12 protein-coding genes are annotated in these 14239 nt (G+C 41.9%); 5 read left to right on the top strand and 7 right to left on the bottom strand.

The genetic code is table 11. The features are described 5' to 3' along the window. The gene (gene mazG / locus NPUN_RS13710) at window positions 1-822 is read left to right on the top strand and encodes a nucleoside triphosphate pyrophosphohydrolase (protein ID WP_012409247.1); all 822 of its coding nucleotides are present in this window, start codon (window positions 1-3) and stop codon (window positions 820-822) included. Window positions 823-1180: 358 nt separating this feature from the next. On the opposite strand, the gene namA is transcribed toward mazG, so the two are convergent. The 3 genes from namA to NPUN_RS13695 all read right to left on the bottom strand — a co-directional run bounded on the left by namA (window position 1181) and on the right by NPUN_RS13695 (window position 4514). After that, window positions 1181-2248, bottom strand: a complete 1068-nt coding sequence (gene namA / locus NPUN_RS13705; RefSeq protein ID WP_012409246.1) for an NADPH dehydrogenase NamA — start codon at window positions 2246-2248, stop codon at window positions 1181-1183. 550 nt (window positions 2249-2798) lie between these two features. Further along, entirely contained in the window at window positions 2799-3005 is a 207-nt protein-coding gene (locus NPUN_RS13700) for a hypothetical protein (protein WP_041565395.1), read from the bottom strand. 1044 nt (window positions 3006-4049) lie between these two features. After that, window positions 4050-4514, bottom strand: a complete 465-nt coding sequence (locus NPUN_RS13695) for a CYTH domain-containing protein (protein WP_012409244.1) — start codon at window positions 4512-4514, stop codon at window positions 4050-4052. Window positions 4515-4811: 297 nt separating this feature from the next. On the opposite strand from NPUN_RS13695, the gene NPUN_RS13690 reads away from it, so the two are divergent. The 3 genes from NPUN_RS13690 to NPUN_RS13680 all read left to right on the top strand — a co-directional run bounded on the left by NPUN_RS13690 (window position 4812) and on the right by NPUN_RS13680 (window position 9087). Beyond that, a complete protein-coding gene (locus NPUN_RS13690) occupies window positions 4812-5171 on the top strand; it encodes a VOC family protein (protein WP_012409243.1) in 360 nt (119 codons plus the stop codon). Between the two features lie 84 nt (window positions 5172-5255). Beyond that, window positions 5256-6596, top strand: coding sequence for a recombinase family protein (locus NPUN_RS13685; RefSeq protein ID WP_012409242.1), 1341 nt, complete (start codon window positions 5256-5258; stop codon window positions 6594-6596). Between the two features lie 871 nt (window positions 6597-7467). Further along, window positions 7468-9087, top strand: a complete 1620-nt coding sequence (locus NPUN_RS13680) for an ArnT family glycosyltransferase (protein WP_012409241.1) — start codon at window positions 7468-7470, stop codon at window positions 9085-9087. 156 nt (window positions 9088-9243) lie between these two features. Here NPUN_RS13680 and NPUN_RS13675 read toward each other — a convergent pair whose 3' ends face one another. The 3 genes from NPUN_RS13675 to NPUN_RS13670 all read right to left on the bottom strand — a co-directional run bounded on the left by NPUN_RS13675 (window position 9244) and on the right by NPUN_RS13670 (window position 11696). Continuing rightward, the gene (locus tag NPUN_RS13675) at window positions 9244-10266 is read right to left on the bottom strand and encodes a zinc-dependent alcohol dehydrogenase (RefSeq protein ID WP_041566139.1); all 1023 of its coding nucleotides are present in this window, start codon (window positions 10264-10266) and stop codon (window positions 9244-9246) included. Between the two features lie 116 nt (window positions 10267-10382). Beyond that, window positions 10383-10568, bottom strand: a complete 186-nt coding sequence (locus NPUN_RS38970) for a hypothetical protein (RefSeq protein ID WP_083782393.1) — start codon at window positions 10566-10568, stop codon at window positions 10383-10385. A gap of 57 nt (window positions 10569-10625) precedes the next feature. Beyond that, on the bottom strand, window positions 10626-11696 hold the full coding sequence (locus NPUN_RS13670; RefSeq protein WP_012409239.1) for a glycosyltransferase family 4 protein: 1071 nt from the start codon (window positions 11694-11696) through the stop codon (window positions 10626-10628). A 456-nt stretch (window positions 11697-12152) separates the two neighbouring features. Here NPUN_RS13670 and xth point away from each other — a divergent pair, with 456 nt between their 5' ends. Next, window positions 12153-12935, top strand: coding sequence for an exodeoxyribonuclease III (gene xth / locus NPUN_RS13665; RefSeq protein WP_012409238.1), 783 nt, complete (start codon window positions 12153-12155; stop codon window positions 12933-12935). Between the two features lie 157 nt (window positions 12936-13092). On the opposite strand, the gene NPUN_RS13660 is transcribed toward xth, so the two are convergent. Beyond that, window positions 13093-14181: a T3SS effector HopA1 family protein gene (locus NPUN_RS13660; protein WP_012409237.1), complete on the bottom strand. Its 1089-nt coding sequence runs from the start codon at window positions 14179-14181 to the stop codon at window positions 13093-13095. Between the last annotated feature and the right edge of the window lie 58 nt (window positions 14182-14239).

The raw sequence follows: 14239 nt of genomic DNA, 5'->3' as shown, positions 1-14239 counted from the left end.
ATGACAAGTGACAAAGTTGAGACTTTGGCAGCTTTGCAGGAATTGATTGAGGTGGTGGCGAAATTGCGATCGCCTGATGGTGGTTGTCCGTGGGATTTGGCGCAAACTGCCGAAACGCTTACGCCTTATGTGATTGAAGAAGCTTATGAGGTGGTGGATGCAATTAAGAGTGGAGATCAGAAGGCGATCGCAGAAGAATTAGGCGATTTATTATTACAAGTGGTATTACAAGCCCAAATCGCTAGCGAATCTGGACAATTTTCTCTCAAAGAAATAACTCAGGGGATTTCCCAAAAGTTGATTCGCCGTCATCCTCATGTGTTTGGTGATGTGTCAGTAGCCAGTGTGGATGAGGTGCGGCAAAATTGGGAACAAATCAAAGCGCAGGAAAAAGGCGAACCATCCCCAGACGCGCAAAAACTTAGTGCTAAACTCGGTCGTTATGGGCGCACCCTTCCCCCATTGACAGCAGCGATGAAGATTTCTCAAAAGGCTGCTGCTATTGGGTTTGAATGGGAAAATATTCAGGGCGTTTGGGATAAGTTTCATGAAGAATTGGGTGAATTTCAACAGGCTTTAGCTGAGGAAACACCAGCGCGACAACAAGCAGAATTAGGCGATTTACTTTTTGCAGTTATTCAGCTAGCCCGTTGGCATAATCTTGACCCTAGTGCTGGTTTGCAAGGTACAAATCAGCGATTTGTTCAAAGGTTAGAAAAAATGGAGGCAGTTTGCGATCGCCCCCTTTCTGATTACAGTTTGGATGAGCTAGAAAATTTGTGGCAACAGGCAAAAGCCCAACTTGCCAAAGAAGGCTTATAAATTAATTTCTAAGCTGTCGCGTATTTAATTTGCACAACCAGGGCGGGCAAGATTCCCACCCCACAAGAGATTCATTTTTTTGAGGATGCAAATTAAAATATTTTTAGCTTAATTATCCAGCAATACGGTTCAGTTAAGGCTAAAACTCTGTTACCAAAGTCGTTTTTTTTACGAACCGCCTTCGCGTAGCGTCTCGTAGAGAAGGCGCAGAGAACGCAGAGAGAAGAAAGAGATGCTTAACTGAACTGTATTGAATTATCCAGGACTTACGCCAACAATGTCTCAAGCCCTGATTTTCAGATAGGGGTAATTTATGAATTTCCCCTAACGCCCAATAGTAAATTAAGTACAGGCAACATCATAGCCAAGCTCGATCGTATTGAACAGGCCAGAGTTTATCGTGTCCTAACTGTTTAGCTGCCAGATGCGGCCAATAAGGATTGCGGAGTAGTTCACGTCCTAACAGCACTATATCGGCTACTTCTGTGCGAATAATCTCGTCAGCGTCTTCAGGGGCTGTAATTAAGCCAACGGCTCCTGTATGGATATTGGCTTCGCGGCGGATGCGTTCGGCAAACTGAGTCTGATAACCAGGTTGAATTGGTATCTTGACACCCGGTATAATTCCCCCTGATGAAGTATCGATGAGATCAACTCCTAGAGACTTAAGCTTGTCACTTAAAGCGATACTTTGCTCAATGTCCCAACCCCCATCTACCCAATCGGTGGCAGAAATACGTACCCAGAGCGGATTTGTCTGGGGCCAAACCTCTCGAACTGCTTGAACAACTTCTCTGAGCAGACGAGTCCGATTTTCAAAGCTACCACCATAATCATCTTGCCGTTGGTTAGCAAGGGGTGAGAGAAACTGGTGGAGTAGATAACCGTGAGCCGCATGGATTTCCACTAGCTTAAAACCAGCTTGCAGAGAACGTTTAGCACCTTGGACAAAGGCATCAATAACTTCCTGAATTCCCTTAAGACTTAGGGCTTCTGGAACTGGACTATCTTGGCTAAAGGCGATCGCACTACTCGAAACTAAGGGCCGCCAACCTTCCTGAGATTCATCCAGCGTTTTCCCTCCCTTACTGGGTTTGGCAGTGCTGGCCTTTCTACCTGCATGAGCAAGTTGAATCCCTGCAACAGCGCCAAAGTTATGAATCAATGCCACAGTTTTGGCTAAAGTTTCTATATGTGCATCTGACCAGATTCCCAAATCTTGCGGGCTAATGCGCCCACGCGGTTCTATAGCTGCTGCTTCTGTGAACACTATACCCGCACCGCCTACTGCGCGAGAAGCTAAATGAATAACGTGCCAATCATTAGCATATCCATTTGTACTGGAATATTGACACATGGGTGAAACAGCAATGCGGTTACGGAAGGTAACTTCACGAATCTTGAATGGTTCAAACAGATGTGCCATTAATATTGATTCCTTCTCTTGCTAGGTAAAACAAATTGGGAAGATTTATCAGGATGAACTCGATTTTGCATGAAATAGCTAGAGATATTATATGGAGGAGATTCCAGTCGAAAAACTAGAGTAACTCAGATAGCATTCAAGCCTGCAAATACTAGTGCAATGTTCAACACTGTTTCTCGTAATACAGTCGACTCACGAACAAGTTGCACAAGACTCATAAATTCCACCTGCTAGACAGAGATATTTAATATGTCCCATATCAGCCAGTAGTGGCTGATTGTAGTAGACATTGGCCACTGCTAAACCACAAGCAATATCTTACGATAAGCTGCTTCTCTTCGAGAGGCTGCGCCAACGCGATCGCGTCTACACTAAATTTAAAACGGTACTTGGTTGCGTCAGGTCAGAACAGTATGCTCTTTAGAACTCATTATGATGCACCAAAATATGGAATAGTCGGTTAAGTACTTGTTGAATAACGATCTATGAGACGCGCAAAGAAGGCGGAATTCCTATATCGGAGGCGTTTCGTTCATGTAAAATTGGTGGTTTATTTACGCCGTGGCACAGCAGAAGCCTCATTAAGATTTCGATAAATCGGCTGATCGCCAGACTCCTGGCTCTGCAATTCCCAGATATCGCATCCTACTTCTTCTCGATCCACTAATAACTGTAGATGATCTGGTAATTTAGTTTTTTGCGAAATTGTCCAATTTTCTCCATATAAACATTCTCTTTCAATTTGTCCAGAAAACATAAGTTTACTCTCCATGAATGTCACAGCTTAAGTTTAGTAAGTCCTAATTTCTGAAAGAAGAAGTAATAAATTCTCATCCTTCATTCGCATTTAAAATACACTTACTATTTGCCACTAATATTGTTTTTTAATAAAATTTCTCACTTGTGGATAGTTAAGTAGCTTGTTTAGCTTCTGAGTTTTGGGTTCCTTTTCTCGACCTAATTGGACTCCTTCGCCGATTTAAGATTTTCCAGAAAAGACCGAGTGTGCTTAATAAAACTATATTTAATGCCACTAAATTGATTGTGAGTTCCTTGACAGTTTTATTCATAAAAGACCTTTTTTGAGATTGGAAACCCCAACCTCAAAAAAACTAATTTGGGGTAATTCACTCATTAACACTCCTGAATTTCCCCCCTTCCCGCGTTGGGGAAGGGAGGTTAGGTTTTTGGTAGACTTTTCCATATAACGTGAAAAGTCAGTTAATAGAGGCTAAAAGTTTATTTGGCACTAAATTTTGAGTTTATTGGCTAATTCAGATAATTTATCGATTTAAATACTGTAAATCGATAAACTTAAAGTAGTATGCACTTATGAGAATTGCATAGATTGCCCTAAAAAACAAGAGTTTGTTAAAAATTATTAATGTTACTCATTCCGAGAGTTAAGTCTGTGGCGAAAACTTTCTCAAAAAAATAAAGAACAAGTATAATTTTTATCCTCAATGGTTAAAACAACAGATTCTGCGTCGAATGCTTTATGGGATGGGCTATACAAACTTTCGTCCGCCTGCGCGGGTTTTAGAGAGTCCGCGATTTCCAATCGCCCGGTGTTTATTCCAAAAGTGGATGGTCCCTTTTCGCCATTAGGGATCTGCGGGTTAATAGTATCCCAACTAGACGGGTTTCGACACTTCGACTGCGCTCAGTACATCGCTGCGCTCAACCCTCAGCCATCGAGAGTTGAGCGACTCGTGCCGAGCATCTCGACTTCGCTCGATGGAACCGGAGCCGAGGTAAGTCGAAACTCGGTTTACTGGTACTTTATTTTTACGCAAGTCCCTTACCATTGCGAAAAAGGGTGTTTTACTAAATTGCTGTTGAAATATCTGGAATCATCAGAAACTTCTTGTCCAATCCAACTTGGTAGTTCAATTTGTTGATTTTCATCATTCAGTTCAACTTCTGCCAAGATTAATCCTTTGTTAACACCATCAAACTCATCTATTTCCCAAATCAAACCACCCGATTGGATTTTATATCTGGTTTTTTCTATAAAGGGACGTTCACATAATGCCTCAAGCATTTCTTGAGCATCTTCAACAGGAATAGGATACTCAAACTCTAATCTCGAATATTTTATACTGGGGCCTTTAATAGTCAAATAACTCTTTTCCCCTACTATACGTATGCGTACAGCCGCTTTGTCTTTTGTGGCAATGTATCCTTGACGATATACACTACCTTCAACTAATCCTCTCCAGCTATCTCCTTTCACTAAAAATTTCCGCTCTATTTCTTTCGCCATTTTAGTTACCTGATTATTTGCTTTTGTCTAGAAACAAGCTGAGTTATTTTCAAAAAAATCCATGCGATCGCTCATTTGCACGATGACTATCTTCTAATTCAGCGTCTCCCACTAGTCAACTGCTGTAAGGATTTAGGTCTGTCAAATTTTTCAACCGCATACTCTGACTCTAATACACCCTTACCTGACTTTAAAATATGTTGGTAATAACAACCTCTACTAGGGGTGGAGAATAAGTACTTCGTAAGGGTTCAAAGTACGTCAAAATTTAGATAAACGCGATCGCACTTACCGACAATGCAGATTACCCAAAGTCTCCATACAGCAATTCTTGTGACTGATTTAGAACGCTCTGAACACTTTTATGGCAAAGTATTGGGATTATCCAAAATAGATCGTTCGCTGAAATACCCTGGTGCATGGTATCAAGTCGGTAACTATCAGATTCACCTAATAGTTGCACCTACTGTCCCCACCGAAAACCCCAACGAAAAATGGGGACGCAACCCCCACGTCGCTTTCTCAGTAACTGACTTGGATGCTGCCAAAGAGCAATTTCTCAATCATAATTATCCCATTCAACCCAGCGCTTCTGGTCGCCCTGCCCTATTCACTCAAGATCCTGATGGAAATATTATCGAATTGAGTCAGCAGTGAGGGGAAGTGGGGAGTGGGCAGAGGGGCAGGGAGTAGGGGAGGCAGGGGAAGAAGAACTATTTATTGATTATTGACAAATGACAAATGAAAATAATTGCTTACTCTTACACCAATCCCCTATTAGAATCTTCTCCCGATCAAGCTGATTGGGGATGGGAGGTGGATCGGGTTTATGAAGATTTGGGTAAGCCAGAGTCTTCTGGACAGACTACGCGAGAGTCTTCTGGATACGCTACGCGATCGCAATTACAACAATTATTTACCGATTGCGAAACTGAACCAGCAGATTATCTCTTGATTCGGCGACTGGAAGAATTAGGGGATACTGTAGAGGAAATTAGCGATCGCTTGCATAAACTAGAAGCGATGGGAGTAGCGATAATCGCTACAGAACAGCCCTATACTTCCGAAAATTACCCTCTGGGTGCTGACTTGCTGAATTTGCTAAATGCAATCCAACGTCAACAACGTAGTCGTCGCATCCGTCAAGGACACGCCCGTAATCGGCTTGAGGTTGCACCGCCACCCGGCAAAGTTCCCTACGGCTATCGCAGAGGTAAGGGAAAATATACTATCGATCGCAGCACTTCACCAGTAGTCAAAGATTTTTTTGAACACTTTTTACTCTACGGTTCCCTACGGGGTTCGGTTCGTTACTTGGCGAAAAAATACGGCAAAAAAATCTCTGTCACAACTGGGCGACGCTGGTTGACTAATCCAGTTTATCGCGGCAATACAGCTTACCAAAATGGTGAAATTATCTCTAATACACATATTCCGATAATTTCTAAAGAAGAAGCAGCCCAAGTTGACCGACTTTTACGCCGTAATAGCCGTTTACCATCCCGAACTGCTAGTGCTAGGCGTTCTTTAGCTGGATTGGTTGTCTGTGCTGAGTGTCAGTCACATTTGACAGTTACTCGTGTCACCCAACGCAACCAAGATAAGGAGTATCTTTATTTACGTTCTACTAGCTGTCCTCAACGCCCCAAGTGTAAGGCTATTCCCTACCAAGAAGTTTTGGAACAAACAATTGAAACGGTTTGCCGTGACTTACCCTTAGCTGTCGCGGGCGTGAATTTTCCCCAATTGGATGCAGTCAAGAATAATTTAGGGCAAGCGATCGCTCGTCAGCAAGAAATACTTGCTCAGTTACCTGCTTTAATCGAAACCGGAATTTTAGATGTTGAAACTGCAAAACTAAGGGCTTACAAACTCCGCACAGAAATTTCAGCACTTGAAGCAAAGTTGGCGACTCTTCCCCCAGTTAATTTGCGTTCTGTTGCTCAAGCTGTTTCAATACCCCAATTTTGGTTAGATTTGTCGGAAACAGAGCGACGATTTTACTTTCGAGAATTTATCCGAAAAATTGAGATTACTATTCAGAATAAAAAGTTACAATTACAAGTTATTTTCATTTTTTAGTACCAATATCAAAGATACTAAAATATAAAATACTCTCCATGTCAATAGTTAAATACCACTATCCAACCAAAAAATAATTTTAAAATTTACCTAATTGTGATTAATAAAACGGTTCTAATCTTCAATTCTATTGCTCATTAGTGTGTCTCGTTATCTCGTTCTCAGTCTTCGGATGTGAATGCCTAAAATAAGGCTCTGTCTGTTAACTTTCGGCAGAGGCAATGATGAGTATTTCAAGCCTATGGCTAGAAACAAGGCTATTAGCCTTAGAATAAATTCCAAGGCAAGATACTAACGAACCGGAAGATTTAAAAAATGTTGGTAATTACTTAAGGATTCACCCAAAAGTATATGCACTAGGGGTAATACTCTGCGGTAAGCCTCTTCTGTACGCTCGCGCCGCGTGTCGCAGTAGCTTGCTCTTAGCGAATTATCAGGGTTTTGGCTATTGTTTGCGTAAGTCATATTTTTATCCAAATAAATTAAAACTAATTTATTTAAGTATTCAGCACGTCCTTAAGACACTGCAAAAAATGTTCAATATATTTCTGAATTTAGCTAGATAAAAACTAAGTAGATAAAAATTAAACTAAGCGTTATGTTCAGAACAAAATAAATACAAGTTAATTTACGGACTAAGTAACAGGTGACAAATAATTTTTGACTGTATTATTTTTATCATTTTCCGATTTATATGTTATTTCAATAGTTAAGATAAATTTTTCAAAAAATAGCGCTAATTAGATAAAGTTGAGTTAATCTTGGAAACTAGCAATTGTTAAGAATATACGTTGCTACTGGGTGGCAACATTGGAGATTCGCTTTGGTCTCTATGTAATCAAACCAGCAAGTAAAATGATTAACATAGAATATGCAAGAAGGAAGCTTTATTTGGAGTCATCTAGAAAAACAGCATCGCACGGTTGGCAGATGGATTGATTGGGTATGGCTAATAGTATTGCTGTTGGCAGCAGTATTACTGTTTAGCATCAATCTGGGAGGATTGCCCCTGCGAGATTGGGATGAAGGGACTGTGGCACAGGTTGCTCGTGAAATTTGGCACGCTCCAGCAGGTTCAATGCGTTGGCTTTTCCCAACGCTAGGAGGCGAACCATATCATAACAAGCCGCCTTTGATACATTTGCTAATTGCCTGGGCTTATTCTCTAGGAGGCGAAAATGAGTTCACAACTCGTCTACCTGGAGCAATTTTAACAGCGACATCTGTACCTTTACTGTATTGCATTGCTCGAGAGATATTTCGCCAACGTTGGGCTGCTATTTATAGCGCCTTAATTTATCTAACAATGCTACCTGTGGTGCGTCATGGGCGGCTGGCAATGTTGGATGGGGCGATGGTAAGTTTTTTGATGGTAATGATGTTGTGCGTGTTGCGATCGCGCCGGGATTTACGTTATTGCCTTGGTGTTGGTGTCAGTTTTGGGTTAATTTGCCTAACTCAAGGACTGCTAGGTGTATTGCTAGGTGCGATCGCGATCGTATTTCTGTTTTGGGATACGCCACGGCTGCTCACCTGCTACTATCTGTGGATAGCAATCTTCATTGGTATTGTGCCTGTAGCTGGTTGGTATAGCGCCCAACTAATTCATTATGGTTACACTTTCGCCCAAGTTGGGCTTGTAAACCCATCACTAGGTCGAATTGGCTCATTTGTAGAGGGTAATTCTGAACCACCTTGGTACTATGTGGTTGAACTTCTCAAGTACACATGGCCGTGGTTATTATTTTTACCGCAAACTGTCCGCTTAACCTGGGAAAATCGCAACCTTAGCTGGGCAAAGCTAGTAATGGCGTGGAGTGGTGTTTATCTATTGGTAATTTCTTTCATGATTACCAAAGTCCCCTGGTATTTATTCCCGATTTACCCCAGTTTAGCTTTAGCTTTTGGTATCCAGTTATCAGAGACAGAAAATTCGCCTTTACTTTCATCCTATCCCCGCGCTTGGGTTGCTGGTTTGGCGATACTTGCTGTAGTTGCTTCTGCTGGTAGCCTTTATTTCAGTTGGGGTACAACATCACAAACAGATTTACAACTGATTTTTGCCGCAGTCGCTTTAACTATGACCTTAGCAGCTATTTTGGCAGAACGAGGCGACGGGCAATTTCTGAAGATTTTGTTTTGGGGAAGTTATCTTTCGCTGCTGCTGTTAATGAAATCTAACTACTGGGTTTGGGAATTATCTGAAGCCTATCCAGTTAAACCAGTCGCAGCCATGATTGTGCGGGCAAATCCGGCTACGAGGAAGATTTACACATCTTTTGCTTACCATCGCCCCTCGTTGGATTATTATAGCGATCGCACCATCATTCCCGCTTCTGTTGGCGAACTGGAATATTATTGGCACTACAACGGGCAACCCTACTTCCTGCTTCATGCATCTGCTTTGAACAATCTCCAACTAGATTCGATGAAGTTAATTGACCAAGCTGAAGGCTGGAAGTTAGTTACAAAAGAAATTAATCGTCTGTAAGTAGGGCATGGGGCATCCCTTCCGTGCGGGACGCTACGCGAACGACTTCTCCTAATGGAGACGCTGCGCGTTAAGCGAATCTATGCCGTAGGCTTTACGCTCAGGGCAAGTGGGCATTGGGTATTAAATTCTTGCTCACACTGTAATTAACATGAGCTAAGGAATCATTGCTGCTTTAATTACTTGTCGCGCTTTCATCTCACAAAACACCTGTTCTAAATCTTTTAATGGCCGCTGTTCACTAATAAGTAACTCAAAGGGTATTTTGCGACTAGCGATCAGTGCCAACGCCTCCCGCACATACTCTGGTGTATTGTGAAACACGCCTTTGATTGTCAGTTCGCTGTAGTGTAACTGTTCTGTATTGACGGTAATGCTGGTATCTCGTGGACATCCACCAAATAAGTTAACTGTTGCACCAGGACGGGCGCAGGCGATCGCAGTTTCCCAAACACTTGGTACACCTGTGGCTTCAATCGCTACATCTGCGCCCCATCCTTGAGTAAGTTCTTTCACCAAATTGGGAATATCCGGGATTTGATGATAATTAAAGGTCTGGGTTGCACCCAATTTCTGACCAATTTCTAGCCTGTGGTTATTACCTCCCCACAACAAAACCTCAGCTTTCTCACTCAACGCCGCCACAAACATCAACCCAATCGCCCCATCTCCTAAGACGACTACTCGATCTTTGGGCTTAATATTAGAACGGGCTACACCATGCAAAACACAAGCTAAGGGTTCCGTCATCGCTGCTAATTCCCACGGCAACTCATCAGGAATCTGCAACAAGTTATGCTCTACTATCGGTGCGGGAATTTTCAAGTATTCCGCAAAGGTACCATTATTCCAGGTCAGATTCGGACATAAAGAATACTCTTGGCGTTGACAAAAAAAGCACTTCATACAGGGAGCAGAATTATTAGCAACAATGCGATCGCCTACTTGCCAATTTGTAACGCCTGCACCCAAGGCAACAATTCGCCCAGCGCCTTCGTGACCAAATAGCGTCGGCGGTTTCAGCATTTTGGCATGACCACCACGCCGCCAAACTTTCAAATCTGTACCACAAGTTGTTGCTGCCCCTACTTGAATTACAACTTCGCCAGCCGCCGGAGTGGGGTCAGCAACTTGCTCTAACCGTAAATCTTCTTGCCCATAAAGTAACGCTGCTAACAAAGCTTTAAACCTATCAATTAGCTCCATCCGATTTTATCAGTTGAAGCTAATTTATAGGTCTAAACAAATCAGTATTGATTTTTAGTCAAGTTTTATCTATTTAAAATTTGCAAGAACTAGGTATTTACCACTGGCTGAGGAACAACTCCGGTGTTCCGGGTATCCACATTAGGTAAGCGAATAACAGTTAATAACGGTACTTCTTGTCGGCACGACAGGCAAAACCAATATAGTTCACCATGACGAGCATGACGGAGGAGGGAACCACCGCAACATGGGCAAGTGTTGGCTCTCGTACTCATACCAATGTCCTCCTTAAAAAAATTTGTTGTTTAAACTCAGCAAGAAAAAGCAGTTGATCAAAAATGTATTTTCGTAGCATGAATGCGACCATTCGATTCTATACGGTCTTTAATAATTTGTCTGTAAATAGCTTCATATCCGTTAACCATTTGGTTAACACTAAAGTTGCTTTCTACATGTTTTCGACAGGTTTGACGATTGAGTTCCAAAGCTAGGGGAATCATTGCCGTCATTTCTGCATAGCTTTTGCAGATAAAACCTGTTTTACCGTGGGCAATTACTTCAGGTACTGAGCCGAAATTCATGGCAATTACTGGTGTACCAGTTGCCATTGATTCAGTCATCACTAAACCAAAAGGTTCTTGCCAGTTAATGGGAAAAAGAGTTATGGCAGCATTGCCCAGAAGTTCAGTTTTTTCGGCGTGGTTAATTTCGCCGAGATATTCAATTTGCTGACCATCAATGTGGGGGGCAATCTCTTGTTCAAAAAACTTAGAGTCGCCGACATCAACCTTTCCTGCCATCTTCAAGCGCCAACCACTCTGCTTTGCAATAGCGATCGCATGGTGTGGCCCTTTTTCTGGCGAAAAACGACCTAAAAATGCTAAATATAGAGGTTCTGACGGTTGGGCTACGAAAGGATAATCTGCTAGCTCAATTCCGTTATAAACAGTGCCAACATAATTTAGATCGACTTGACGCTGCGAGTTACTAATGCTGACGTATGGTTGCTTCTGGTAGTAGCTAAATGCGTGACGGGTGTCGTTTGTAAAATTATTGTGCAGGGTATGCACTGTAGAAGTTGCTGTTATGAAACTCGCTAAAGGTAATGCCGAAATCCCTACATGAGAATGGATAAGATCGAATTCTTTAGCACGTTGGTAAACTTTGCTCAGTTCTAGCATTTCGTACACTGCATACTCTTTAACATTCGGGTCTAAGCGTAATGCACGTGGATAAACTGCTTCTAAATTAGCCAAAGTTTGAGAATCGCCAGAGGCAAATAATGTTACCTCATGACCGCGACGAACAAGTTCATCAGTCAAGCGACTCACCACCAGTTCTATTCCTCCATAAGTAGGAGGTGGAACCCTTTCCCATAAGGGGGCAACTTGAGCGATTTTCATAAGTTTTTTTGGTTCAGTCTATGAAATTGTCCTCAATATAATGAGTTGCATCATTATTGTATGAGAACAGAGCATTTGTACTTACTATTTTGACATTTAAATTAACCTAACAGGCTACCAAAAGTGCAATACCGATTAACCGTCCCGCAAATTTTCTGTCTACAAATATAAAGGACTATTCGGCAAAAGTCAGCCCTGAGTTACATTTCTAACGTATAACTAATCAATTAGTTGTTGCATCTGTCTTGAGGATCATAATGAAGTAGAATATTTTGTAGCAGAACTTACAAAATTGAATATTTGGTAGCTGACAATACTAAAATATTCAATGGGATCAAATGATTAAAGGTTTGTTTAAACGTAATTGGGAAATGGAAAAGAAATTATAAATATTAAGTAATTGTACAATAATTACACAATTTGTAATTATTAAGTTTCAAAAAATTCTGATAACTAATGAAAATCGCTACTTGGAACGTCAACTCAATTCGCACTCGCCTCGAACAGGTTACTGATTGGTTAACTAACAATCCCGTTGATGTTCTCTGCTTACAAGAAACCAAAGTTGCGGATGCCGAGTTTCCGCGATCGCCTTTTGAGCAGTTGGGCTATAACCTTTATATATCAGGACAAAAATCTTATAATGGCGTAGCCCTGATTAGCCGCCAGCCACTTTTAAACGTAAGTAGCGGGTTTAGGGCGATTTTGCCAGATTTACATCACGAATGGGATGAGCAAAAGCGTGTAATAACAGGTGTAATTGATGGTGTTCGGATTGTTAACTTATATGTTCCCAATGGTGCAGCAGTAGGAACTGAGAAATATGAATACAAACTGCGCTGGTTAACAGCGCTACACGAGTATTTGCGAGTGCTTGCGCTGTCGGAACCTGCAATTTGTGTGTGCGGTGACTTCAACATCGCCCTAGAAGACAAGGATATTCACGAACAAGTGAGTACAGAAAATCACATTATGGCAACAGAAACCGAGCGTCAAGCCTTACGCGAGATTCTGCAACTAGGGTTTGCTGATGCTTTTCGCAAATTCACCACAGAAGGCGGAAATTATAGCTGGTGGGATTATCGCGCCGCCGCCTTTCGTCGCAACTTAGGTTGGCGGATTGACCATCACTATCTCACACCCGTGCTGTATGAGCGTGCTACAAGTTGTATTATTGATGCCGAACCCAGAAAATCAACCCAACCCAGCGACCATACGCCGGTAATTGTGGAATTTTGAATTTGGGAATTGGGAATTGGGCATTGAACATGAAGAAGAGACAAGGGAGACAAGGAAGAGGGGGGAGACAAGAGAGAGACTTGTTCAATAATTCCCCCTTGTCCCCCTTGTCTTCCTGCCTCCCCTGCTTTCCCTGCCCGCCCCCATGCTCAATTAATCAATTTAACGGCTTATATATATCCTCAGAACTGGGATTGAGATAAGGACGCTGCAAATCTATTAGGTGTCGTGCAAAGTGTTGGTCAATAACCCCCATCCGTTCCTCCATCGCATTCTTACCTTTCTGCCAAGCTTCCAACAAAGCATTGGCGACAATTTGGCAACGGTTCATCCCAAAACTTTCTTGTGCGGCAAATTTTTGGGTTGGTTCCTCAGCTAAACCTAAACCTGGGGCTAAAAATTTGGTAAATAAGGGGATTTCGGGCTGGAAATGAGATTGATTTTCTATATAAACAGCCTGAAGGATTGTACGGATTGCTGGATAGTCGGGGAGTTCAAAGTAGAGTAGCCCCGAATCATAGCGTCCGTATGCAGAAGGGTTGTGAAGAACCTGAAAGCTAAAGGGAATGGAAGCTGCATTCAATTGCATTGTCAGACTTTCCATGAGAGTGATCGCACCAGATGGCGTAAAGTTAAAGTAAATTCGCCCTGCTCCCAAATCAGTATCGGGGTTGCTTTGCCGTTCCTGTCCGACATTACTAACTGCCAAGTAAGAGCCATTTTGCAATCGATTTTTGGGCATCCAAATTGCTACCATGTCGCCCACTTTGGTAGATTTTTTGCTGGATTTGAGATGGCAGTCTGGCTCAACATAAAGTGTTAAACCGCCTTTAGTTACAGCCATAGTCCCATCAGGTTCTTTTCGCAACACCTGCCATCGAGGGTCAAAGTAACCTATGCCGTGATTACTGGCGTGTAGATGCTCGTAAAAGTTCCAATCAATTTCTAAGATGGAATTATCTGCTAAATTATGCTTTGATGGGCAATTACTAATATCAGTATTGACTGCTAAAGTACTTTGTAGAGAGCCATTGTAATAGATACCATAAAGAAAGTTTCGCAGCAGTAGAGTTAGATATTTCTGTTGTAAATCTACAGAATTTTGCTGAAATCTCTCGGCTACTTTAGTCGGCAGAGCAAAGGGTTGATAATTGGGATGATAAATACAAAAATTTGGCTCAATCTGAATATTCTTAGCAATATCAAATAGAGAATTTAGCGGTTGATTGATAGAGTAATTTAGCATTAATCCATTTAGAACTCAAACTTTAAAAACAGAATTCAGGAGTAGGAGTTAGGAGTCA

Origin of the sequence: Nostoc punctiforme PCC 73102 (assembly GCF_000020025.1) — a bacterium.
GTDB lineage: Bacteria > Cyanobacteriota > Cyanobacteriia > Cyanobacteriales > Nostocaceae > Nostoc > Nostoc punctiforme.
This window is presented reverse-complemented; position numbering and strand designations above follow the sequence as displayed.